This window comes from Methanococcus mangrovi, from assembly GCF_054506835.1.
Window position 1 is genome coordinate 1,053,261 of record NZ_CP197114.1, and the last position, 23,000, is coordinate 1,076,260.

The 23,000-nt window shown below is 34.5% G+C and carries 21 protein-coding genes; 13 read left to right on the plus strand and 8 right to left on the minus strand.

Features of this window, described 5'->3' with window-relative positions; translation table 11 throughout:
- The first annotated feature begins 23 nt into the window (after positions 1–23).
- On the plus strand, positions 24–566 hold the full coding sequence (gene fucA, locus ACS5L2_RS05625; RefSeq protein ID WP_459201048.1) for an L-fuculose phosphate aldolase: 543 nt from the start codon (positions 24–26) through the stop codon (positions 564–566).
- Positions 567–632: 66 nt separating this feature from the next.
- Here the strand turns inward: fucA and ACS5L2_RS05630 are convergent, their stop codons facing one another.
- The 3 genes from ACS5L2_RS05630 to ACS5L2_RS05640 form a co-directional block, all read right to left on the minus strand.
- Positions 633–908, minus strand: coding sequence for a UPF0147 family protein (locus ACS5L2_RS05630; protein ID WP_459201049.1), 276 nt, complete (start codon positions 906–908; stop codon positions 633–635).
- Between the two features lie 145 nt (positions 909–1,053).
- Complete coding sequence (gene rpiA / locus ACS5L2_RS05635; protein WP_459201050.1) at positions 1,054–1,773, minus strand: ribose-5-phosphate isomerase RpiA; 720 nt, start codon at positions 1,771–1,773, stop codon at positions 1,054–1,056.
- Between the two features lie 67 nt (positions 1,774–1,840).
- Positions 1,841–2,293 carry an FKBP-type peptidyl-prolyl cis-trans isomerase gene (locus ACS5L2_RS05640; protein ID WP_459201051.1) on the minus strand — a complete coding sequence of 151 codons (453 nt, stop codon included), beginning with the start codon at positions 2,291–2,293 and terminating at the stop codon, positions 1,841–1,843.
- A gap of 190 nt (positions 2,294–2,483) precedes the next feature.
- Here ACS5L2_RS05640 and mch point away from each other — a divergent pair, with 190 nt between their 5' ends.
- From mch to lysA, 10 genes are all read left to right on the plus strand, one after another.
- Positions 2,484–3,455 carry a methenyltetrahydromethanopterin cyclohydrolase gene (gene mch, locus ACS5L2_RS05645; protein WP_459201052.1) on the plus strand — a complete coding sequence of 324 codons (972 nt, stop codon included), beginning with the start codon at positions 2,484–2,486 and terminating at the stop codon, positions 3,453–3,455.
- A 114-nt stretch (positions 3,456–3,569) separates the two neighbouring features.
- Complete coding sequence (locus ACS5L2_RS05650) at positions 3,570–4,685, plus strand: radical SAM protein (protein ID WP_459201053.1); 1,116 nt, start codon at positions 3,570–3,572, stop codon at positions 4,683–4,685.
- 626 nt (positions 4,686–5,311) lie between these two features.
- Positions 5,312–10,165 (plus strand): hypothetical protein, encoded by a 4,854-nt coding sequence (locus ACS5L2_RS05655; protein WP_459201054.1) that lies wholly within the window; start codon positions 5,312–5,314, stop codon positions 10,163–10,165.
- A 37-nt stretch (positions 10,166–10,202) separates the two neighbouring features.
- Entirely contained in the window at positions 10,203–10,970 is a 768-nt protein-coding gene (locus ACS5L2_RS05660; RefSeq protein WP_459201055.1) for a hypothetical protein, read from the plus strand.
- A gap of 100 nt (positions 10,971–11,070) precedes the next feature.
- Positions 11,071–11,442 carry a DUF4186 domain-containing protein gene (locus ACS5L2_RS05665; RefSeq protein ID WP_459201056.1) on the plus strand — a complete coding sequence of 124 codons (372 nt, stop codon included), beginning with the start codon at positions 11,071–11,073 and terminating at the stop codon, positions 11,440–11,442.
- 78 nt (positions 11,443–11,520) lie between these two features.
- The gene (locus ACS5L2_RS05670) at positions 11,521–12,072 is read left to right on the plus strand and encodes a hypothetical protein (RefSeq protein ID WP_459201057.1); all 552 of its coding nucleotides are present in this window, start codon (positions 11,521–11,523) and stop codon (positions 12,070–12,072) included.
- A gap of 177 nt (positions 12,073–12,249) precedes the next feature.
- The gene (locus ACS5L2_RS05675; RefSeq protein WP_459201058.1) at positions 12,250–13,011 is read left to right on the plus strand and encodes an ABC transporter permease; all 762 of its coding nucleotides are present in this window, start codon (positions 12,250–12,252) and stop codon (positions 13,009–13,011) included.
- 42 nt (positions 13,012–13,053) lie between these two features.
- Positions 13,054–13,818: an ABC transporter ATP-binding protein gene (locus ACS5L2_RS05680; protein ID WP_459201059.1), complete on the plus strand. Its 765-nt coding sequence runs from the start codon at positions 13,054–13,056 to the stop codon at positions 13,816–13,818.
- 108 nt (positions 13,819–13,926) lie between these two features.
- Positions 13,927–14,781, plus strand: coding sequence for a PhoU domain-containing protein (locus ACS5L2_RS05685; RefSeq protein ID WP_459201060.1), 855 nt, complete (start codon positions 13,927–13,929; stop codon positions 14,779–14,781).
- A 166-nt stretch (positions 14,782–14,947) separates the two neighbouring features.
- The gene (gene lysA, locus ACS5L2_RS05690) at positions 14,948–16,258 is read left to right on the plus strand and encodes a diaminopimelate decarboxylase (protein ID WP_459201061.1); all 1,311 of its coding nucleotides are present in this window, start codon (positions 14,948–14,950) and stop codon (positions 16,256–16,258) included.
- A gap of 16 nt (positions 16,259–16,274) precedes the next feature.
- On the opposite strand, the gene ecnA is transcribed toward lysA, so the two are convergent.
- The 5 genes from ecnA to aroA form a co-directional block, all read right to left on the minus strand.
- Positions 16,275–16,832, minus strand: a complete 558-nt coding sequence (ecnA, locus tag ACS5L2_RS05695) for a calcium-activated nuclease EcnA (RefSeq protein WP_459201062.1) — start codon at positions 16,830–16,832, stop codon at positions 16,275–16,277.
- Between the two features lie 7 nt (positions 16,833–16,839).
- The gene (gene tsaA / locus ACS5L2_RS05700) at positions 16,840–17,187 is read right to left on the minus strand and encodes a tRNA (N6-threonylcarbamoyladenosine(37)-N6)-methyltransferase TrmO (RefSeq protein WP_459202621.1); all 348 of its coding nucleotides are present in this window, start codon (positions 17,185–17,187) and stop codon (positions 16,840–16,842) included.
- Positions 17,188–17,227: 40 nt separating this feature from the next.
- Positions 17,228–18,334, minus strand: coding sequence for a cobalt-precorrin-5B (C(1))-methyltransferase CbiD (gene cbiD, locus ACS5L2_RS05705; RefSeq protein WP_459201063.1), 1,107 nt, complete (start codon positions 18,332–18,334; stop codon positions 17,228–17,230).
- Between the two features lie 38 nt (positions 18,335–18,372).
- Positions 18,373–19,392, minus strand: coding sequence for a M24 family metallopeptidase (locus ACS5L2_RS05710; protein WP_459201064.1), 1,020 nt, complete (start codon positions 19,390–19,392; stop codon positions 18,373–18,375).
- Positions 19,393–19,455: 63 nt separating this feature from the next.
- Positions 19,456–20,745, minus strand: a complete 1,290-nt coding sequence (aroA, locus tag ACS5L2_RS05715; RefSeq protein ID WP_459201065.1) for a 3-phosphoshikimate 1-carboxyvinyltransferase — start codon at positions 20,743–20,745, stop codon at positions 19,456–19,458.
- 179 nt (positions 20,746–20,924) lie between these two features.
- Between aroA and glnA the strand changes: the two genes are divergently transcribed.
- Entirely contained in the window at positions 20,925–22,265 is a 1,341-nt protein-coding gene (gene glnA / locus ACS5L2_RS05720; RefSeq protein WP_459201066.1) for a type I glutamate--ammonia ligase, read from the plus strand.
- Between the two features lie 206 nt (positions 22,266–22,471).
- On the plus strand, positions 22,472–22,846 hold the full coding sequence (locus ACS5L2_RS05725; RefSeq protein ID WP_459201067.1) for a 30S ribosomal protein S6e: 375 nt from the start codon (positions 22,472–22,474) through the stop codon (positions 22,844–22,846).
- Positions 22,847–23,000: the final 154 nt, after the last annotated feature.

A 23,000-nucleotide genomic window follows, 5' to 3' on the forward strand; every position in this document is an offset into this window, starting at 1 on the left:
AATTTTCTTTTTTTGGTGATTTTATGGATTTAACTGAATTTATAAAAATATGCCGTTTATTGTACGATCGAAAATACGTTGTAGGTTCTGGCGGAAATGTAAGTGTTAGAGATGGAAATTTAATATATATTACACCTACAGGCTCGATTTTAGGATTTTTAACAAAAGAAGACATCTGTATTGTGGATATGAATGGGAATATCATAAAAGGAAAGCCTACTTCAGAATTGAACATGCATTTAAAAATATACCAAAATAAAAGTTACGTAAATGCAGTAGTTCACACGCACTCCATGTACTGCACTGCATTTTCCGCACTTGATAAAAAATTAAAATTATTCACTCCAGAAGCTGAAATTGTTGTTAAAAAAATAGCATACGTTGAGTATTATCCATGCGGAAGTTTAGAACTTGCAGAAAATGTTTCAGTTTGCACTGAAGACTCAATTATCTTAAAAAACCACGGAATTGTTACACTTGGAAAAGATATAACTGAAGCTTACGTTAAAACTGAAGTCTTAGAAGAAGTTGCACAGTTAAATTACATAATGAATAATTTAAGATAAATCTCTAAAAATTTTAAAATTTTCAAAAAAGTTTAAATTTAAAATTTATTTAAATTCTTTTTTTAATTAATTTTTGATTGTCTCAAGTTCACTTACAATTCCCCATATCTGGGTTCTTGTGTGAATTGGCATATTTGGATCTTCGCTAATATCGTCTAAGTATTGAATTGCAGTTGCACTTCTTACAATTAATTCCTGTTCTTCGTTGTGAAGTGCATCGTTTGCATTTTCTGCCGCTGCACGGATATTTCTTGGGACAGTTGTATCTTCTACGATTTCTTCGAGCATTGCTGAAATATTTTTAAGTTTATCTGCTGGAGATAATTTTTTGGCGCTAAACATGGTTTCACCTCATTGGCCGTGTTTTAAATAAAAAAGAACTGTAAATTCAACTATTGCATAGTATGATTAAATGATATCATATTTAAAGATTAAGGTTATTCGTTTTAAAATTGAAATAAAAAGAGTTTTTATCAAAAAAATCCAGTTATTTCTTAAGTATTTCTACCTTTTTGGAAGTTCCAACAAGTACTTTATCACACCTGCTAAATATTCCGTTCTCTAAAACTCCAGGGATATTATTTAACATAATTTCGGTTTCTTCTGCATCGTCGATACTGATGAATACATCAATAATCATGTTTCCGCTGTCGGTAATCACGGGTCCCATTTTTCCAGAGCCTGTCCTGATTGCAGGTGCAGTATTCATCTTTAAAAGTTTGTTTAAAACTGTAGAATAAGCAAATGGAATTACTTCGAGTGGAACTGGAGTTTTATCCCCTAATGAATCAACCAATTTTCCTTCGTCTGCTAAAACGATAAACTCTTTTGCGTGATAGTCCACAATTTTTTCCATGGTGTGGCATCCACCGCCACCTTTTATGAGTGAAAGGGTGTTTTTACAGACTTCATCTGCACCATCTACTGCAAGGTCGATTTCACCGCACTGGTCAAGTGAAATTAACGGAATTCCAGCAGTACTTGCAACCATTCTTGAATCAAAAGATGTAGGTACCCCGTAAATATATAATTCTTCTTCAACTACTCGTTTTCCAAGTTCCTGAATGAAAAGATTTGCAGTTGAGCCCGAACCAAGTCCGACAACCATTTCATCTTTTACAAGTTTTGCAGCCTGTTTTGCAATTTTTAACTTTAAAGAATCGGAATCTGTGGGCACTTCATCGTTAGTTTTTTTAGTCCTCGCCATAAAAATCACCAAAAATACTTAAAAATGTAAATTTAAAAAAAGATATGATTTTGTTAAAAAAACAAAATTAAAGTTTTTCTACAATTTTTATTGTAAATTGGAGTGTTTCTCCAGCTAATTCGTGGTTGAAGTCAAGAGCGACATCTTCATCAGTAACTTCTAAAATTACCGCAGGTTCTTCACCAGCAACGATTACCATTCCTTCTTCAGGTTCAAAGTCTGCTTCGTCGAATGCTTCGATTGGAACTCTTTCGATTAATGATTCGTCTCTAAATCCGTATCCTTTTTCAGGAGGGATTGTAACGGTTACTTCTTCGCCAACTTTGAGGCCTAAAACTGCTTCTTCAAAGCCTTGGATTAACTGTCCTTCCCCAACAGTAAATTCTAAAGGCATGTATGGCCTTCCTTCTTCGAAAATTCCTTCTTCTTTTGCTACTGCTTCTAAAGAGGTATCGAAAACTTCTCCTTCTTCGAATCTGCCGGTGTAATTCACCCTAATTGTATCTCCTTTGGTAATCAAAAAAATCAACTCCTACTTCATGTGTGACTATCAATCAAATAATCAATATAATATATATATCTTATTATCAGCCGGGTTTATACACTAACTTTGTAAATTGGTCTTTTTAAGGGCATTTTTTTAAATCAAATCAAAAGTTATAAAAATTAAAAAATATCTAAAAAAATTAGAATATAAAAAAGGTGGAACAGTGCTTAGTGTAAATTTAGCTTCATTACCAATTGTTGAAGAAATGATCAGCAGAAAAGAAGACTTAAACATTGAAGTAATTAAATTAGAAAACGGAGCTACAGTACTTGACTGTGGTGTAAACGTAATGGGTAGCTTTGAAGCAGGTAAATTATTTACTAAAATCTGTCTTGGTGGACTTGCACACGTTGGAATAAGCATTTCTGGTTCCCTTGATAACAAACTCGTTTTACCATGCGTAAAAATTAAAACTTCACATCCTGCAATTGCAACACTCGGTGCACAAAAAGCTGGATGGAGCGTAAGTGTTGGTAAATACTTCGCAATGGGTTCAGGACCTGCAAGAGCATTAGCAATGATGCCAAAAGCAACTTACGAAGAAATTGACTACAGAGACGAAGCAGATGTTGCAATTTTATGTTTAGAATCTTCAAAACTTCCTGATGAAAATGTTGCTGACCACGTTGCTGAAAAATGTGGCGTAGATGTTTCAAAAGTTTATTTACTCGTTGCTCCAACAGCTTCAATGGTAGGGGCAGTTCAAATCAGCGGTAGAGTTGTAGAAAACGGAACCTATAAAATGTTAGAAGCTCTTCACTTCGATGTAAAAAAAGTTAAATTTGCAGCAGGTATTGCTCCAGTTGCTCCAGTTATCGGGGACGACTTAAAAATGATGGGCGCTACAAACGACATGGTTTTATACGGCGGTAGAACCTTCTACTACGTTAAAAGTGACGAAGGAGACGACATCGAAAAATTATGCAAATCATTACCATCCTGTTCCGCTGAAACCTACGGAAAACCATTCTTAGAAGTATTCAAAGAAGCAAACTACGATTTCTACAAAATTGACAAAGGAATGTTTGCTCCAGCAATCGTTACAATCAATGATCTCAGAACCGGTAAATTAATGTCATACGGTGAAACAAACGTTGATGTAATCAAAAAATCATTAAAATTCAGCCAATTATAAATTAACATAAAATATAACTATAAATATTAAATTTTAATATCTATTTTTTAAAATATTATTTCGTGTTTTGTTAGAATTTACAAAATTAAAATTACCGCTTTTTAAGGTGTTTTTATGGATTTATCAAATTTAAATGAAAAAGATATGGCCTTGGGCTGTAAATACTGTATAAAAGGAGAAAAATTAGTTTTATATATCACCGGACTCTGCGAAGAATCCTGTTACTACTGCCCGCTTTCAGAAAAAAGGAAAAAAAAGGATGTAATTTTTGCAAATGAAAAGCAGATCAATTCAATTGAAGAAGCTATTGAAGAAGCACATCTTTGTGGAAGTAAGGGGGTAGGAATAACTGGTGGAAACCCGCTTTTAAAAATTGAACGAACAGTTGAATATTTAAAAGCTTTGAAAACAGAATTTGGGAGTGATTTCCACGCACATCTTTACACGACACCAAAATTCGTTAATGAAGAAAATTTAAAATTATTAAAAGAAGCAGGACTTGATGAAATCAGATTGCATTCAACAAAATTATTCAATGATTCTGAAAATTTTGATAAATTAGACTTTATAAACAAATTAAAACTCTGTAAAGAATATATTAAAGATGTTGGCGTTGAAATTCCGGGAATTCCAACCTTTGAAAAAGAAATTTTAGATTTAGCTTTTGAAATCGATAAAATCGGTGTAAAATTCTTAAATATTAATGAACTCGAATATTCTGAAACTAACTACCAATCTTTAATCGATAGAGGCTTTTCTGAAAAAGACGACACAACTTCTCGAATTTCTGGAAGCTTTGAAACTGCAAAATATGTAATTGATAATTTTAAAGGAAAATTGATAATTCATTTCTGCCCTTCTTCATTGAAAGATAGTGTTCAGATGAAAAACCGTCTTATAAACCGTGCAATGAACGTTGCAAAACCTTACGAAGAAATTACCGAAGAAGGCCTCTTGTTAAAAGGAACTATTAATTTTAAAGAATTAAAAGATGTTTCAGAAGTAATTGAAATCTTAAAAGAAAATGAAATGGAGTTTGAGCTTTTAGAAGATAAATTATTCTTAAATCCAGAAGTTTTAGAAGATTTAGTGGAACAATTAAAAGAAAATAACTTTAATTTTAAATTCAGTGCGTATATTTCAGAATATTACCCTACATCCGATAAATTAGAAGTTGAAAGAATCCCACTCGTTACAAAAAAGCCTAATTTAAAATTAAAAAGAAAATAAATACTATTTTAGAAATAATAACTATTTAAACATTTTTTACATTAAAAAACCAGATTTTATTCTTTTTTAAGTGATTTTTTCAAAAAAACTTTGTTTTTTAAAATAAATTTTAAAAGCTTAAAATCCATTAAATCCCAATTATATCGTATTAAATTTATATTATATGACATATAAGTGGGAATACAACATTTAATCTTTTTTTACCGGTTTAATAATTAAAATGAAATTTTTTATCATTTGAATTTATCTTTAAATCTAAATTTTAAGTTTAATCTTTTAATTATCATTTATTATACCTTTATTTTAAAAATGGTAATTTCGAAAGGTTTAAAAAGTTTATTTAACATAGATTTGATTGGGGAAAGTGGAGAGGGGCGTGTAAAATGCCATAAACATTTCATCGTAAAGGGCATAATATTGTAGAAAAAATTTGAAACATTGTTTTGGGGAAAATACTAAGGTATTTTGACTGGAAATTTGTGACTGATTGTGGATATTAAGAAATTTTGAAAACAAGTTAAAATTCGGGGGAATTTTTAGTTTTCAATGGCACTTTAAAATTTGTTTAGGTGACACTCCATATATTAGTCATTTAAATGTAGTGATATGAAACCAGGGGTGGTTTTGTGAATAAAAAATCCTATAGGGCACTGTTATTGACATTAATGATGGTGCTTGCAAATATGGGGGGTTTACCGGTGGTATTTGCAGAAAGTTTTGATGTGCAAATTCAAAGTCCCGATGAATCTTCCGAAGAATACTGCGGAACATATTTGATTTCCGGGTATATTGGACCAGGATTATCCAGTGCGAATAATCTTGAACTGTATTATAAAACAGGTTCGGCCACGTTTGATGGCTCAGACCTTAGTGGTTGGACGTATATAACCACGATTTCGAACATTAAAGATGGAAAATATAAAGATTGGGCATATGACTGGGCTGTGCCAGCAAGCAACAACTACACGATACTTGCCTATGGTTATGTTGGTGATCACCCTTCATCTTCCGTAGACTGGGACCTTGTAGAAGTTGAAATGGTAGAAAGTTGCGAACCCGAACCATGTACTGGAGAAGTTAGTATATCTTCACCGGAAGATGGGGCAGAGTTACCCTGCTACGAGGTTTTAGATGATATCATAAATATTAATGGTGACTACTCAACTACCTGTTGCGACGGTTGCCCATGTACGGATGACTGTGACTGCGAAGTTCTCCTTGAAATAACAGGGGATAATTTCTATGAACTTCTACTTGACGATTCATTGGAATTAAATGACGGTTCTTGGAGTGTGAACTGGAACACCAGTGGAGTTACCTGCGGAACCTATGATATGACGTCAAAATTATACTGTGACGGAAGATTACTTGATACTGACACAATATCCATTGAAATTTATGGAAGAGACAGTATCATAGAAATCGACTACCCTGACGGAGGTACCTTCGATTGCGATGAATATATTTTAATCAATGGTACACTTTGCGACTGCTGTAACTATGCAGATTACATTGAAGTTTACGTTGATAGTGATTTAATAGCCAACATTACTTCAGGATTTGACGATGGAGTTTGGGAAACTAATTGGACCACACCTTCGTCATCAGGATCACACACGATATATGCAAAATTATTTGGTGAGGGTGAAGAATTAGATTACGACTCCACCAGCATTGAAGTATATTGTGAATGTCCGCCATGCGGTGATGTTGAAATAGACATGACTTATCCATACACCTGCGGACCATGCCTCTGTGGACCTATAACATTTACAGGTACATTAACTGGAGACATTGCATGTGTTGATGAAGTAGACATCTATTACATGTTAGAGGATGAATGCGATAACTTTAGCGTAGATGGAATCGCAGACTATGTAACTTCAAAAGAATTAGATCCTCAACTCATGACGGACCTGAGTGCACTATATCTTGAAAACACCTGCCCTCATGGATTAATTTATGCCATAAGTACAGATAACATTGATGCTTGTGGAAATTGGGAAGTTACTTGGAACGGATCTTGTGATTTAATGGTTCCGGGACTTTACAAGTTTGTTGCAGTGGCTGACATTCCAGTTGAAATTCCAAGAGACCTCGACTGCATTGTGGAATGTCCTTACCCATACGACAAAGAATATGCATGCATGAACAACTACAGAACTATCTCAATCGACGACATTTGTGAACTCATTTGTGACGATACTTCGATAGGGGGAACAATTGAAGTTCCATACTGTTGTAATGCAGTTGAATGCGTAACATTATATTACTATGATGATTACCAGTGGAATTATCTTGGAACTACAGATATTAACTGGGCAGACTGTGGTTGTACTTGTGGTTGTGGATGCGATCCATGCGTAAGTGCTTGCTGTGACGTAAAAGATGGAACATGGACATTCTGTTTAGATCCATGCGACCTTCCAAACGGCTGTGTTAATATAACAGCAGAAGCCGTTGGAGCATGCGGACCATTCAACGATACTACAACAGTACTGATCGGAAACGGTGCAGAAGTTGAAATTTGTGAACCAGATTACTGCGACTTACTATGCGGAATGGAAACCATATCTGGTGAAATCTCAATGATGTGTGAACCTGAATGCGGATGTGACGTTCCAGTAAATGTATACATTTCAGCTGATGGAATTAACTGGACAGAATTAAGTGGAGTCATAATAACAGGCACCTGGACCGAAAGTGAATACTACTCATGTATTGATGCTTGCGTAGATACAACCTACAAATCATGGGAAGTATGTTTGCCTACTTGCCAGTATGAAGATGGATGCTACTACATAAAAGCAGCTGTCACGGATTCATGCGGATGTGACTCTTACGACGAAGTTTGTGTAAAAATAAACAATACTGTCGATATCGAAATATTCTCACCTGAAGAAGGAGAATCATGGTACTGTAGTACCGGCGGATTCTATGCAACCGTATCTACACAGTGTTCCGATTTCGATGAAGGTTCTATCGAAGTATATCTCAACGGCGTAAAACTTGATGTATGCCCATGCGGACCAACAATTGAATATATTGATTGCGACTGCTGTGAAACACCAAGAACTCTTGAACTTAACGGTTGCTGCTGTGAATGCCAGAAAGTATACGTCTGGGATCTTGAAGAATGCTTTGAACCTTGCGAACTTGAAGATGGTGAATACACCATTATGGTAAATGCATCCGGCCCATGTGGACCGGTAGCTGAATGTGTTACATTTACCGTGGATAACAGTGCAGAACTAAATATCTTAAACTGTGGATGTGAAGAAGTCTGCGGAATAGTAAACATCACCGGTACTGCATCAGGCTGTATTCAGGACGGTATTGATATATACTACGGATGCGGTGACGAGTGGATATATATCGATACCGTATATCCAGTAGAAGGAGAAATCCCACAGGACTGCAGCTGCGGTTGTGGCGGATGCATTCCTATAGTCGTGAATAATTCAGGACTTTACGTATGGAGTGTCTTGTGGAATACCTGCGACTTGCCTAACGGACCATACACAATACTTGCAAATGCAACAGACATTTGTGAAAATAACGTTAAAAAAGAAGTATGTCTCTATGTAGACAATTCGCTGCCAGTACTTGAGATTACGGGGCCAGGATGCGATGAATCAGTCTGCGGACTTGTAACAATTACTGGTATTGGTGGAAACTGTAACTGTGCGAACGGTTTAGAATTCTACTATGCTTCAAAAGATACATATCCTGATTTAAATGACGTTCCAAATGAAGAATGGACTCAATTTGCATACATCCACTTAGACCCATACGATGCATCAAATGCATGGTGTGAACTTTGTGACTGCGAATATGACACGCACCTCTGGTATGCAAATTTAACCACTTGCAGTTTAGATGATGGATACTACTGGATTAGAGCAGAAGCAATTGGAGATTGTGGCTCACTTGTAAACGAAACTGACTGCATATGGGTAAACAAAACAATTGACCTTGAAATGATTGTTCCTGGACCTGGAGTTAGTGACTTTAGCGGTCAGGAAATCATAAGGGGTAATTCAGAAAATTCAAACTGTATTGATAGAATAGTTTTAGAGTACCACCTATGTGATTCAGATTACGATGAATGGTGGTCTGAACTTGGTGAAGCTACAATTGATGAAAATGGAGATTGGGAATACATCTGGAATACCTGTGAAATACAGAACGGATGCTACTGTGTAAGGGCAGTGGCATACGGAGTTTGTGGAAATAACGCTACTACCGACCCTGCAATGGTGGATGTATTAAATGAAGATGCAGTAATCTCTATTGAAAGCCCTGAAAGCGATACTGAAACAGGACTCTATGGAATAATACCAATTGCAGGTACCCTTGAAGGATGGAAATGCGTTGATGAAATAAATGTTAATGCAAGATTTGTTGGTGACCTTGGAACTACCGACGATGATGGTGAATGGAATTTCGTTGGAGCAATAGAACCTACAGGATACGACTGGAGTATTGGATGGAACAGCTACAACGAAACCAATGGAATATGGGAAATAAAAGCAGATGCAACAGGATTTGAAAGTAGCTACACTGATGACAGTATATACGTTTTATTAAATAACAGCGGCGATGGAATCGGTGCTGAACCTGTATATGCATACTATGCTGAAGGTAGCGAATATATAATTGTAAAATTCAGCGAACCTGTTGAAATAATCGATGAAAATGCTGTCGATGAAACATTTGAATTACTAAACGGTGACTTTGGAACCGGAGCTATAATGTCAGTAATCGATGGAAACAAAGTAAAAATAATACTTGGAAACGATGCAAATATTGACTACATCGGATTATATGGATACGATGAAGGTGCATCAGCAATTGCGCCAAAAGCAGGACAAACTAACCTGTACAGTAATAGCGACAATGCTCCCGTATCAGGGGACTTCGAAGACATTGCAGCTGGAATGGTTGTAGTAACTGACGGAACAGTATTCTCAGTACCTACATTCGTGAACACTGAAATGATGCTTGAAAAAGCGGGAATCGAAGACGGTGCATTCGTACAGTACCTTACTGGAGAATGGGAAGACCTTGCAGATTGCGGATGTGAATTCAGACCATTAATTGGTTACTTATACGAAAACCCTGAAGATGGCGTTTACGAAATGCCAGTATATACTACAAGACAGGGTCAGTTAAGTGAAGTAAGAGTGGAAGTTGCTAATGACTACAACTTATTGGCACTCAACAACAACTTGAAAGAAAACATGTTTGAAAACGCCGATGCTGGTGACTGGCTATGGAGTTTAACTAAATCAAGCACTTCATTCATGTACGTTGGATCAGTATTTGATTCAGAAGGCGATTTAGTTGGAACATACGAAATGTCCAGTGCAAGATTTAAAACAGACGGAACTTACGCAGAAGTAAGTCCATACACAGCATACTGGATACCATATGCTGGAACAGACGGGGATACATTCTACGGTCTTACGATGACCTAAAAATTATCCTCTAATTTTTTAAGGAGGGGGTAATATAATGTCAAAATTAAAAACATTATTTGTTCTATTAATATTATTACCTGTAACCTATGCAATACCTGATGACCCAGACATATTCTACGGAGATGTCTATTTAAACGGAAATTTATTAAATTCTGGAACTTTGAGTGTTTATGTTAATGGAGACTTAACCGATGAAATTACCGTTATTAGCGGGTCTTTCGGGGGGCCAGATATTTTGGATGAAAAATTAATTGCAAGTGGGTACGATGGTGATGATGTCACATTTTCATTAGATGTTTCAGGATACACGATAAATTCAGATTATACAGTCTATCGAGAAGACCTTGACTGTGGAGAGTGTATTGATTATCTCTGCTGTCAAGAATACGTAAAATTAGAATTTAGCGGTTCTGTAACACCAAGTTCCGGAGGGGGCACCACTGGTGGAACTGCGGGTGGTGGTTCTTACTCTGGAGGCGGTGGAGGCATAACTACAACATCTGCTTTGACCTCGACCAATGAAACTGGAACTTCAGGTTCAAGTGGTACTTCAGAGGGTGACTCTGGAACTGGTGATGGTTCAGGAATATTATTATTTGAAAACGAAACTGGAGAACCTCAATCAAATCCTCAGGAAGAAACTAATGATAATAATGAAACTGGTGTTGTTCTGCAGCAGGAAAGTCCATTTGGTGGAATAAACCTGTACCTCGCGATGGCTGCAATATTACTGATATTAATTGCGTTGGCTGCAGCATGGTACCAGTCAAGAGAAAAACCAGAAATTTTGCCTCAGCAATAATTTCTTTAATATCTACTTTTTTTGGATAAGTTTTTTAAAATAGTAATTTAAAGATGAGTGTAGGCACGTTTTGAAATTTTATGTTATTTTCGGGATACTCATGGATATTTCAGATTACGAAAAATACAAAGAAATCTACAAAAAATTAATGAAATCAGAATTTAGAGCTAAATTTCAATTAAATCCTCAAGATAAAGAATATGTTAAAAACAAAGGAATAGATGCTGTTGAAAAACATGCATTTGACTTTATAAATTCAAGAATCAGGCCAGAATTTATAAAAAACGATGGAAAACAGACCCCCGTGAAAGGACACCCTGTATTTATCGCACAGCATGCAACTGCAACTTGCTGTAGAAACTGTATTGAAAAATGGCATAAATTTTCGAAAAACAGGGAATTAGATGATACCGAAGTTGAATATCTTGTTGGACTTATCATGTTCTGGATAAACATTCAGATGATGGATTAACAGGTTTTACGAACGATTTCGATACATTTAAAAAGTAATGAACGTTATAAGATAATAATCTATGACTATGGTGACAACATGAAAAAAATTGTTTTGGTTCTGTCGCTCGTTTTATTAAGCAGTTTTTGCCTCTGCACTGAAAAAACAGACAGCGGAAGTGAAGACCTAAGCGACTATGATAATAATCTGAAAGTACATGTTGGTGAAAATGGAATAATAAATATCCCATTAAAATCAACAATTAATGAATCCTATTCTACAACATTTACGAACACGATAGATTCAGAAATAGCTACGGATTACAAAAGCGGAACGTATAAAATCATATATTTTGATTATGATAAAACAAATATGACTGTAGGGGAAGCCAACGTTGTTTTGCATATTGCTTCGGTAATCGGAACATTTAACACGATTTATCCATACGTGGTAGTAGATGACACAGTCTACAATTCAACAGCAGACATTGAAAAAGTAAAAAATAGCAATATAACACTTACAATAAATATTTCTAAAGGATTAACTCCTGCAAATATTGAAAAATACAATAATACTTATGTAATTGAAGGAAATTCATTGGAAGAACTCGAAAAAGCAGAAACAAGATTTGTAATTGCAATGTTCTCATAATTTAGTTCTCATTATTTTTTATTCTACCATTTTTTCTTAATCGAAATTAAATCTTCGTTTTTTATCGAATTATATAAAAAATTTTGCTTTGAATGTTTTACTTTTAAATAGTTAAACTTTTTTATATTCTAATAACAATAACCTCGGTCATTTAGTTTTTTAATATGGTGAACTTAAATGAAACTACTAAAAAACCTTACTTTACCAATAATTGGAATTTTAGCGTGGGAAGCCCTTGCAATTTACTTAAATAACCCCGTAATCCTTCCAAAAGTTGAAAGTGTTATTTCAATTCTTTTAAATCCGGGTGTAGGGATACTTGGAACAGGAAATTTAATTGAAAACACCATTGTAAGTATTAAACGGGTTTTAATCGGGTTTTTTATTGCAGGCATTTTTGCAATCCCTCTTGGAATTCTCATGGGATATTATTCACTCATAAACGACTTATTTGATATGACAGCAGAACTTTTAAGACCAATCCCGCCGCTTGCATGGGTTCCACTTGCCCTCGCATGGTTTGGAATAGGGGAATCTTCAATGCATTTTATTATTTTTATAGGTGCATTTTTCCCGATTTTAATAAATACGATTTCAGGAGTTAAAAGCGTACCTGTAATCATGGTTGAAGCTGCAAAAACACTTGGCGGCACTACAAAAGATATTTTAAAAAGCGTCGTGGTTCCCGCATCGTCTCCAGATATTTTAACAGGCCTTAGAGTTGGAGCAGGAATTGCATGGATGTGCGTTGTTGCAGCTGAAATGCTTCCAGGAAGTGATGCAGGTCTTGGCTATTTAATAATGTATGCATATTCCCTAAGCAAAATGAACATTGTTGTCGCTTCGATGATTATAATCGGAATAATCGGGATAGTTCTTGATAAGGGGCTTAGATACATCGAAACTAAATATTTCTGCTGGAAAAAAACGATGAAATAAAACATAATTTATAATTAATAATTTAAAACCGGAAAAGATACCATGTCAGTTCTTGAACTTAAAAATCTTACCAAAAAATTTGGAAATGGTAAAAAAGACCTTGTCGCAGTTGATAATGTAGATTTATCTGTAAATCATAACGAATTCGTATCAATCGTTGGCCCGAGTGGTTGTGGAAAGTCTACAATTTTAAGAATGATTGCAGGACTTGAAAATCCAACATCCGGGGGAATTTATCTCGATAAAAAGGAAGTTTTAGGGCCTGATGCAGATAGGGGAATGGTATTTCAACAGTACACCCTGTTACCGTGGAAAACAGTTCTTCAAAACGTTACTTTCGGACTTGAGATTAAAAAAGTTCCAAAAGAAGAAAGAATTGAAACTGCTAAAAAATTTATAAAAATGGTCGGACTTGAAGAATTTTGCGATTCTTACCCGTATGAATTAAGCGGCGGAATGCAGCAGAGGGTTGCAATTGCAAGAACCCTTGCAAATGATCCAAAAATTGTACTGATGGACGAACCATTTGGAGCACTCGATACACAGACAAGAGCAGTTTTACAGGACCATCTGTTAAAAATATGGGAAACTGAAAAAAAGACTGTTGTTTTTGTAACGCACAGTGTTGATGAAGCAGTTTACCTATCAGACCGCGTTGTTATCATGACTGCACGACCTGGAAAGGTAAAAAGCATAATTGATATAGATTTAGATAGACCGAGAAAAAGAACCAGCATAGAGTTCACAAAATATAAAAAAATAATAATTGACGAGTTAAAATCTGAAGTTTTAAAAACATACATTTAACTATTTACAATTTTTTACATCATGTAAATTTATATATTTTAAAAACATATTCTTTTTTAATGAACTATTATTCAAATAATATGAAATTTAATTCATCAAAGTGATACTATGCTGAGGGGAAAGGATGCAACCCTTGCTGCAATAATAAACATAATCCTTGACGAAGAGCCAGAAACTCAGGACGATATTGCAGACAGGTTAAATGTAAGCAGAAGGTATGTAGCAAAACTGCTAAAACCGCTTGTAGACGGTGGGGCAATAATGCACCCTTATGTTGTAAATCTTGAAAAATTAAAAGAATTCGATGAATACATCGAAACTGACCGTTATTTTAAAGAGATTTACGAGACATTTGATAGAATGGGAAATAATGTTATTCAAAATATCGATAAAGTGTTTGATTCGTTAAAAACACATGATTTAGACATTGCTAAAGGCATTATTCTCGAAGATTATGCATTAAACAGGATGGAAGACGAAGTAAATCTCGTAATCAGAATGAAAGCTTCAAAATATATGGATATGAACTGTTTAATGCAGGTATCAAATATTGCCGCAAATATTGAACGATGTGGGGACTACCTTTCAAACATTGCAGAAGAAGTTGTAAATGGACTTTTTGTAGACCCTTCAATAAAAAAAGAAGTTTTTGAGATACAGGAAATAATTTCAAAAATGTTTACCTTTGCCATGGATATGGTTAAAAATAAAAAGATAGGAACTGAAATTTACGAATTAGAGGGAAATCTTCACAAAAAAATCGATATCATGATGGAAAAAATCTCAGAAAACCCTGATGAAAACCTGAAAAATATTAACCAGTTTATCCAATTTGGAATGTTTTTAAAAGATGTAGAAAGATTTGGAGACAGAAGTCTTAAAATATTTGAATTAGGGCGTGAATTCCACTACAATATTCCAAAAAACATTAAAACTCCAGAATACGTTAGGAATTTAAAATAATTTGATTAACTTTATATGACCAAATAATAAAATAATTTTTAACATACAATCTTTTAATGGCTTTTTTAACGAGATATTAATTAAAGGATGAGTTACATAGTGTATTTCATCGATATATTTAAATAATATTACTGCTTATGATGAAAAAACAACTTATGGTGAAATCATGGAATTCTTGGGGAACGAAATGCTTACCGTTGACAGCGGAAACTTAAAAATTGACGGATACGATGCAAGTGAACTTGCTAAATCTTACGGAACTCCACTCTACGTCATGAGCGAAACGCAAACAGTTAAAAACTTTACAAGATACGTTGAATCATTTAAAGAATACTCTGAAAAAACCGGAAAAGAATTCATAATTTCATTTGCATACAAAGCAAACACGAACCTTGCTGTAACAAAACTCCTATCAAAACTTGGATGCGGTGCAGATATCGTGAGTGCAGGGGAATTATACATTGCAAAACTTTCAGGCGTTCCTTCCGAAAAAATCGTATTTAACGGAAACTGCAAATTAAAAGACGAAATTAAAATGGGAATTGAAACTGAAATAAGGGCATTTAACGTTGACAGCATTAGCGACTTAATTTTAATCAATGAAATTGCAAAAGAAATGGGAAAAATTGCAAATGTTGCATTTAGAGTAAATCCAAACGTTGACCCGAAAACACACCCTAAAATTTCAACAGGAATGAAAAAGAACAAATTCGGGCTCGACATTGAAAGCGGAATTGCACTTGAAGCAATTAAAATGGCAGAACAAATGGAAAACGTAAAAATTGTTGGAATCCACTGCCACATAGGTTCACAACTAACCGACATCAGCCCATTTGTCGAAGAAACAAGAAAAATCATGGATTTTGTAGTTTTACTTAAAAACGAAGGAATTAGTATAAGAGATGTAAACTTAGGAGGAGGCCTTGGAATTCCATATGATAAAAATACAAAAATTCCTGTTCAAAAAGACCTATCAAAAGCAGTTCTCGATGTAATTTACGAATATGGGGGAAAAATCGAACTTCCAAATTTAATATTAGAACCGGGAAGAAGTTTAGTTGCAACTGCAGGAGTTTTACTTGGAACTGTCGAACACGTAAAAGAAACGCCTGTTGCAAAATGGATAATGATTGATGCTGGAATGAACGACATGATGAGACCTGCAATCTACGAAGCATATCACGAAATCGTTCCTTGTACTGTAAGAGACGAAAAAGAAGTTGTAAGCGTTGCAGGAGGACTTTGTGAAAGTTCCGATGTATTTGGAAAAGACAGGGAACTCTCAAAAATAAAAGTTAAAGACACAGTTGCAATATTAGATGTTGGAGCATATGGAATCAGCATGGCAAACAACTACAATTCAAGAGGAAGACCTGCAATGATTCTTACAAATGAAAAAGAAGTTTCAGTAATTAGAGCAAGAGAAACCCTTGCAGACTTAATTTCAAAAGATATTGTACCAGACCATCTTTTGTAACTTAAATTTTAAAATATTAATTATTATAATCCCAAAGGCCAATTCTTCCAGCCTTTGCTGTTTTTTCAATTTCTAAAAAATTATCCTTTAATTCAAAATTACTGACATATACTCTTGCAAAACCCGCTTCTATCAAATTTTCGTTAAAATTTTTATTATCTAAATATATGTATGCAAGGTATCTTCCGTATTTATCCTGTTTGTCACTTTTTTTATCAAAAACCACGTAAACCGATTTGTTTTCAAGAGTATCTCGCGTGTAGTTTGTTGCTAAATGCCCCCAGTAATCCAAATATTCAATATCAGAAATTGGAGATTCATAATCGACATAATATTCTGAAACACTATTTTTTTGGTAAGTTTCAGGAGTATCGACCCCTAAAAGCCGAATATTATAATCGACCCCGTTTGAATCAACGTGCACAGTATCACCATCGACTACACGGGTAACTGTTCCAAATAAATGTTCGTGAGAATCTATGAAATCTTTTGAATCATAATTATGATTATCACTTGAAATGCATCCTGAAAACATCAAAACTAATATCGGGGCTAAAAAAACTATCCTTTTCATGATAACACTATAAATCCAGTTCTTTTGAGTAATTTTTTATATCAATTAGTGGAGTTTCTGAAAATGCATCAATTTCTTCGATATATATCTTATTTCCAAAAATCTTTTCAATATTTACAGTGTAAAGTGCGATAGGGTTAGGCCGCATTGGAGACCTTGTGGAAAAAACCCCCCTTACCGGATTTTTAATGTCTCCTCTCGGATGAACCATCAAAGTTTTTCGCTTATGTTCATCATCCGACCTATCAAACCATAAAAAAACTAAAATCTTTGAATTTTCAGTTAAACCATCAATTCCATCTAAAAATTCGTCGTAAATTTCCAAATATGAATTTTCTCCCTCTTTTTTAAACATCCCAATTTCAAAAATTTTGTATTCGCATCCTTTCAAAATTTCAACCCCTTAAATCATATTTTCCAAGTACATTCCCTTCCATATCAATTATAATACATGAAAAATTAATTCCTTCCCACCTTGAAGAAAGCCTTTCGACAACTCTTTTTGAAACTTTCTCAAAAACTTCTGTTAAAATACCTTTTTCAATCAAAATTTCAACTATATCTTCAGTAGTGTTTGATTGAAGTATTTTTTGAAGCATTTCTACATCTTGTGATACTAAAGAAGTATAAGCACAGAGTACTTCGTTTCTTGCATCTGCAATTTTTGAATGGGTATCATAAATTCCCCCTGCAAGTTTTACAATTTTTCCAGCGTGTCCAAAAACCGTTATATCTTTAACGCCTTTTTCTTTTGCTTTATCGAGCATGTAATCCCAAAAATTTGAAACTTCGATAATTTGGTCTTCTTCTGCATTCAATAAGATTTTAGCATGCTTTGTTCCAATATTTCCCGGAACAAATATCAAGTTTTCAAAATTATTTGCTAAAGCTACATCAATTTGAGGTGCAAGAGACTCTTTGTAAGCTTCATTTGACATTGGACGAACGATTCCCGTAGTTCCAAGAATTGAAATACCGCCAATTATTCCAAGTTTTGGATTTAATGTCTTTTTAGCAATTTCATCCCCATTTGGAACTGAAATTTTTACAGTTACACATTCATCATGTTTTAAAAGTGATTTTAAATTATTTTCAATCATTTCTCTTGGTTTTGGATTTATTGCAGGTTCTCCAGGTTTTACCTGTAAACCGGACTTTGTAAGTATTCCAACACCGGTCCCGCCGATAATTTTAACGTTGCTCGATTTTGAACAATTATTATCCATATTTTCAAGAGTAACCTCTATTTTAATATCCATTCCATTTGTAATATCAATATCTTCTCCTGAAAACTTTTCAACTGTTGAAATTGCAGTATTTTCCTGTTTTTTGATATTTTTAATCGGAATAATTAAAGAATCGCCTTTTAAATTTAAAATTTCAACAAAACTTAACTTTTCGTTATTTTTTAAAAAATAGAGTGCAGAATATGCTCCAGCAGCAGCACATGCACCAGTAGTGTATCCAAACGTTTTTTCGAATCTAAAATCAATCTTGCCCATATAAATCACAAAATAATAAACATCATAATAAATGTAAGTTAGTATTCTAAAATTTTTGCATTGCTGAGTTTTTCAAACCCGTTCTTTTTTACAAGATATAAATCTTCAATTCTGACTCCAAAATTTTCCGTATAAATTCCAGGTTCAATCGTGATGACCATTCCTTCTTTTAATATAACGTCTTCCGTTACTTTTGAAGAAATTGCGGGATTTTCGTGAATTTCAACACCAACACCGTGTCCGAGTGAATGTATGAAATACTCTTTAAATTCACCCATGTGTTCTCTTGCAATCAAATCAAGTTCTTTTACCGAAATTCCTGCTTTTAAATTTCGTTCTGCTTCTTTTTTCACAGAATTTACAATATTATAAATTTCCGAATAATTCTTGATACTTTCATTTAAAATTACTGTTCTTGTGATATCTGAACAGTAACCTTCATAAAGGGCTCCGATATCCATTAAAAGTATATTTTTTACAGTATCGTTCGAAGGCATTCCATGAGGAAGTCTTGTTTTTTTATCAGAAATTGCGATTGTGTCAAATGAAGGTCGGATACTTCCATTTTTCTTCATAAAATACTCAATTTCTGCTGCAATCTGGTTTTCAGTTAAATTATCATTTTCAAGTGCCAGATTTGTAGCATATTCAATTGCGTCATCACTTATTTTTGCAGCTTTTTTGATATTTTCAATTTCCGTTTTTGTTTTTGTTTCTCGCATTTCCTCGATTTTTTTAGAAATTAGCTTGTAATCTTTGACAAACTTTAAAAATCGGATTGAAAGGGAGTCTTCAATTCCATCGCAACCTTTAAACGTACTTTCAAAACTTTCATAAATTTCGATATCAAGATTTTTATTCTTGTACTCTTTTGCCATTTCAAAATCGAGTTTTGAAACTTGAAGTGTTGCTGTAGCTTTTTTACTATCAAAAACAAGCATTGAAAAATTTGGAGGATATGTTTCCAAAAAGTAATTTATGGTTTCTTTTTTTGTAATAACTGCTTTTTTTATGTCGTTTTCTTTTAAATATCCTAAAAATTCCCCAAACTTATCCATAAAACCGCCTTTTGAATTAAATAATTCGTTGAATATTAACTTTAAAATTTAGAAAAAGTTATTTTAAATTACTTCAATATTACTTCCAATTGACTTCATTTTATCTACAAAATCGGGAAACGAAATTTTAACTGAATCTTCGCCTTCGATTATTGTTTCCCCGTCTGCCATCATTCCTGCAATTGTAAATGCCATTACAAGCCTGTGATCGTGGTATGTTTTAAGTTTTGCCCCGTTTAATTTATGAACTCCTGTAATGATAAGTCCATCTTTTTTTTCTTCAATTTTTGCGCCCATTTTCGAGAGTTCAGCAGTACATGCTGCAAGTCTATCGCATTCTTTGAGTCTTACGTGTTCCCCATTATAAACAACTGTTTTTCCTTTCGCAAAACATCCCAAAACTGCAATAGTTGGAACTAAATCCGGAATATCTGTTACATCAATTTCAATTCCGGTTAATTTGTAAGGGCCCGTAATTTTAACATTGTCTTCGTTTATTTCTACATTAGCCCCCATTTTCTTAACTATTTCAATAATTTCCCTATCTCCTTGTTTTGAATCTTTGAATACGTTTTTAATTACAATATCTGAATTCAATAAAACTCCTGCTGCAACAAGGTAGGATGCAGATGAATAATCTCCTTCAATTGTATACTCACATGAAGAATATTTTTGATTTCCTTTAATTTTGTATCCTGATTTAGTTTCTTCGTTGATTTTTTCGATTTTAACCCCGAATTTTCCCAAAACATCTATTGTTATGTTTAAATAGGGTTCTGATTTTAATGGAGTGGTCAATACAATTTCAGAATCATTATCACTAAATGGTAGTGTCATCATAAGTGAAGTAATAAACTGCGAACTCATGTCCCCCCGAATTTCAACAACATTACTGGCAATTTTTCCAGATTTAACAACAATTGGGGCAGTCCCATTATTTTTTGTTGAAAAACAGGTCAGTCCAAGCTGTTTTAATGCATCCAAAAGTGGTTGCATAGGCCTTTTCCGGATTGAATCGTCGCCAGTAAGTACAGTATACCCATTTGAAATTTGAGAAGAAATTCCTGTTAATATCCTTAAAGTGGTTCCGCTGTTTCCAATATCAACAATATTATCGGGTGTTTTTAATTTTGAGCCCACAACTACCCATTTTTCATTGCTTAACTCAATTTTGGCACCAAACATTTCACATGCATAAGCAGAAGATAAACAGTCTGCACCGTTTAAAGGATTTTTCAGAGTGGATACTCCGTTTGCAAGTGATGCACAGATAACTGCCCTGTGAGTATAAGATTTTGACGGAGGGGCACTTAAAATTCCTTTTATTTGGGGTGTTTTTTTCACTACCAACATTAAATCACCGAATATAATATTAATATTGAATTAAATAGAGTATATGGTTAGCAATACCAGACTTATGGCTAATATATATTAATAAATATTGATTTACATACATTTACGTACCGCAAAATATATATATTGAAAAAGCGGAAAGCTATTTCCTATATAGTAATGATTTCGGAGGCATGAATATGAATGCTGTTGAACAGGCTATGGAATACATTAAAACGAACAACGTTAAATTCATAAGATTCCAGTTTGTAGACATTCACGGGGAGCCAAAAAACATCGCTTACCCAGTAAAAGCAGGTGCTGCTGGCGAGGAAGAATTATACGACGTATTAAGCAAAGGAGTATACTTCGATGGTTCATCAATTGAAGGATTCGTTGGAATCGAAAGTTCTGACATGATGTTAAAACCTGACCTTAAAACATTGTCAGTACTCCCTTGGAGACCAACTGAAAAATCCGTTGCAAGAGTTATCTGCGACGTATACACCACAACAGGAAAACCATTTGAAGGAGACCCAAGAGGATGCCTAAAAAGAGTTTTAGCTAAGTTCGATGAAGAACTTGGAGGAGAATTCTTTGTAGGTCCTGAACCAGAATTTTTCATATTAAAAGAAGATGCAAGCGGTTCATGGGTTCCAGCAGACGATGCAGGATACTTTGACTTAGAACCTCTCGATAAAGGATGCGACATCAGAAGAAAAATCGTATTTGCTCTCGAAAACTTAGGCTTCCACGTAGAAGCAAGCCACCACGAAGTTGCAGAAGGTCAGCACGAAGTTGACTTCAAATTCGCAGATGCTGTAAAAACTGCAGATAGCGTTGTAACTTTCAAAACAACAATCAAAACACTTGCTGCACAAGAAGGTTTAAAAGCTACATTCATGCCAAAACCATTCTTCGGAATCAACGGAAGCGGTATGCACTGCCACCAGAGTATCTGGTTAAACGGTGAGCCATCATTCTATGATGAAACCGCAAAACACCAATTAAGCGCAACCTGTATGAACTACGTTGCAGGTATTTTAGAACATGCAAAATCAATCGTTGCTGTTACAAACCCAACAGTAAACTCCTACAAAAGATTAGTTCCTGGATACGAAGCACCTGTAAACATTGCATGGGCAAACGCAAACAGAAGTGCAATCATCAGAGTTCCAGCTCCAAGAGGAAAAGGAACAAGAATCGAATTCAGAGCACCTGACCCAGCATGCAACCCATACTTAGCATTCACAGTAATGCTCGCAGCAGGTTTAGATGGTGTAAGAAGAAAATTAGAAGCACCAGAACCAGTTGAAAAGAACATCTTTGCAATGAACGAAGCTCAGAAAAAAGCTGAAGGAATCGAATCAGTTCCTGCAAACTTAAAAGCTGCGCTCGACGAGTTAGAAAACAACTCAGTATTAAAAGATGCATTAGGAAAACACATCTTTGAAAACTTCATTGAAATCAAAAACGCTGAATGGGATTCATTCAGAACCGCAGTTACAGACTGGGAAACACAAAAATACTTAAAAATATAATTACCTTTTTTCAAATTTTTTTACTATTGGTTTATTCAAGTTTTATCGATTATTATCTACGTTGCTTTTTCCAAAAACTATAAAAATAATAAGTTAGTAATAGAACAGAGACGGGAATTTAGGAAAATTTTTGGAAAAATAAATTTTTAGAGTTTTTTCGCGAACGATTTGAAACAAGGCATATAAAACAAAAAAGAGGTAATAACATGGCTTTTAAAGTTGTTGTATCAGATACTAAATCAGGAAAATCATACCAGTTCGAAACAGAATCCACAGCACTTATCGGTAAAAAAATCGGTGACGAAATCAGCGGTTCAGTTGTTGAACTTGAAGGTTACAAATTAAAAATCACAGGCGGTTCCGACAAATGTGGATTTGCAATGAGACACGACATCCACGGCGCTATGAAAATGAGAGTACTCTTAAAAAGCGGACCTGGATACAACGTTAAAGAAAAAGGTCTCAGAAGAAGAAAAAGCTTAAGAGGAAACACGATCTCAAAAGATGTTACCTTAATCAACACCAAAGTTGTAGAATACGGTCCAGCACCACTCGGTGGAGAACCTGAAAGCACAGAATAACTTAACTCTTTTTTTCTCTTTTAAACGGTTAGACTTTTTTAAAGATCATATCTATATAAAGTATTAGCCATAAAGTGATTATAGTTTTAACGTCATTTTTATATTAGTTTCAAGTATTCTTGTAATTTAAAAAATTAAAAAATTGTGCGAGGGA

Coding starts and splice junctions, on each gene's coding strand:
- fucA (WP_459201048.1), top strand. CDS start 24: ATGGATTTAACTGAATTTATAAAAATATGCCGTTTATTGTACGATCGA.
- ACS5L2_RS05630 (WP_459201049.1), bottom strand. CDS start 908: ATGTTTAGCGCCAAAAAATTATCTCCAGCAGATAAACTTAAAAATATT.
- rpiA (WP_459201050.1), bottom strand. CDS start 1,773: ATGGCGAGGACTAAAAAAACTAACGATGAAGTGCCCACAGATTCCGAT.
- ACS5L2_RS05650 (WP_459201053.1), top strand. CDS start 3,570: ATGGATTTATCAAATTTAAATGAAAAAGATATGGCCTTGGGCTGTAAA.
- ACS5L2_RS05660 (WP_459201055.1), top strand. CDS start 10,203: ATGTCAAAATTAAAAACATTATTTGTTCTATTAATATTATTACCTGTA.
- ACS5L2_RS05665 (WP_459201056.1), top strand. CDS start 11,071: ATGGATATTTCAGATTACGAAAAATACAAAGAAATCTACAAAAAATTA.
- ACS5L2_RS05670 (WP_459201057.1), top strand. CDS start 11,521: ATGAAAAAAATTGTTTTGGTTCTGTCGCTCGTTTTATTAAGCAGTTTT.
- ACS5L2_RS05675 (WP_459201058.1), top strand. CDS start 12,250: ATGAAACTACTAAAAAACCTTACTTTACCAATAATTGGAATTTTAGCG.
- ACS5L2_RS05680 (WP_459201059.1), top strand. CDS start 13,054: ATGTCAGTTCTTGAACTTAAAAATCTTACCAAAAAATTTGGAAATGGT.
- ACS5L2_RS05685 (WP_459201060.1), top strand. CDS start 13,927: ATGCTGAGGGGAAAGGATGCAACCCTTGCTGCAATAATAAACATAATC.
- lysA (WP_459201061.1), top strand. CDS start 14,948: ATGGAATTCTTGGGGAACGAAATGCTTACCGTTGACAGCGGAAACTTA.
- ecnA (WP_459201062.1), bottom strand. CDS start 16,832: ATGAAAAGGATAGTTTTTTTAGCCCCGATATTAGTTTTGATGTTTTCA.
- tsaA (WP_459202621.1), bottom strand. CDS start 17,187: ATGTTTAAAAAAGAGGGAGAAAATTCATATTTGGAAATTTACGACGAA.
- cbiD (WP_459201063.1), bottom strand. CDS start 18,334: ATGGGCAAGATTGATTTTAGATTCGAAAAAACGTTTGGATACACTACT.
- ACS5L2_RS05710 (WP_459201064.1), bottom strand. CDS start 19,392: ATGGATAAGTTTGGGGAATTTTTAGGATATTTAAAAGAAAACGACATA.
- aroA (WP_459201065.1), bottom strand. CDS start 20,745: ATGTTGGTAGTGAAAAAAACACCCCAAATAAAAGGAATTTTAAGTGCC.
- glnA (WP_459201066.1), top strand. CDS start 20,925: ATGAATGCTGTTGAACAGGCTATGGAATACATTAAAACGAACAACGTT.
- ACS5L2_RS05725 (WP_459201067.1), top strand. CDS start 22,472: ATGGCTTTTAAAGTTGTTGTATCAGATACTAAATCAGGAAAATCATAC.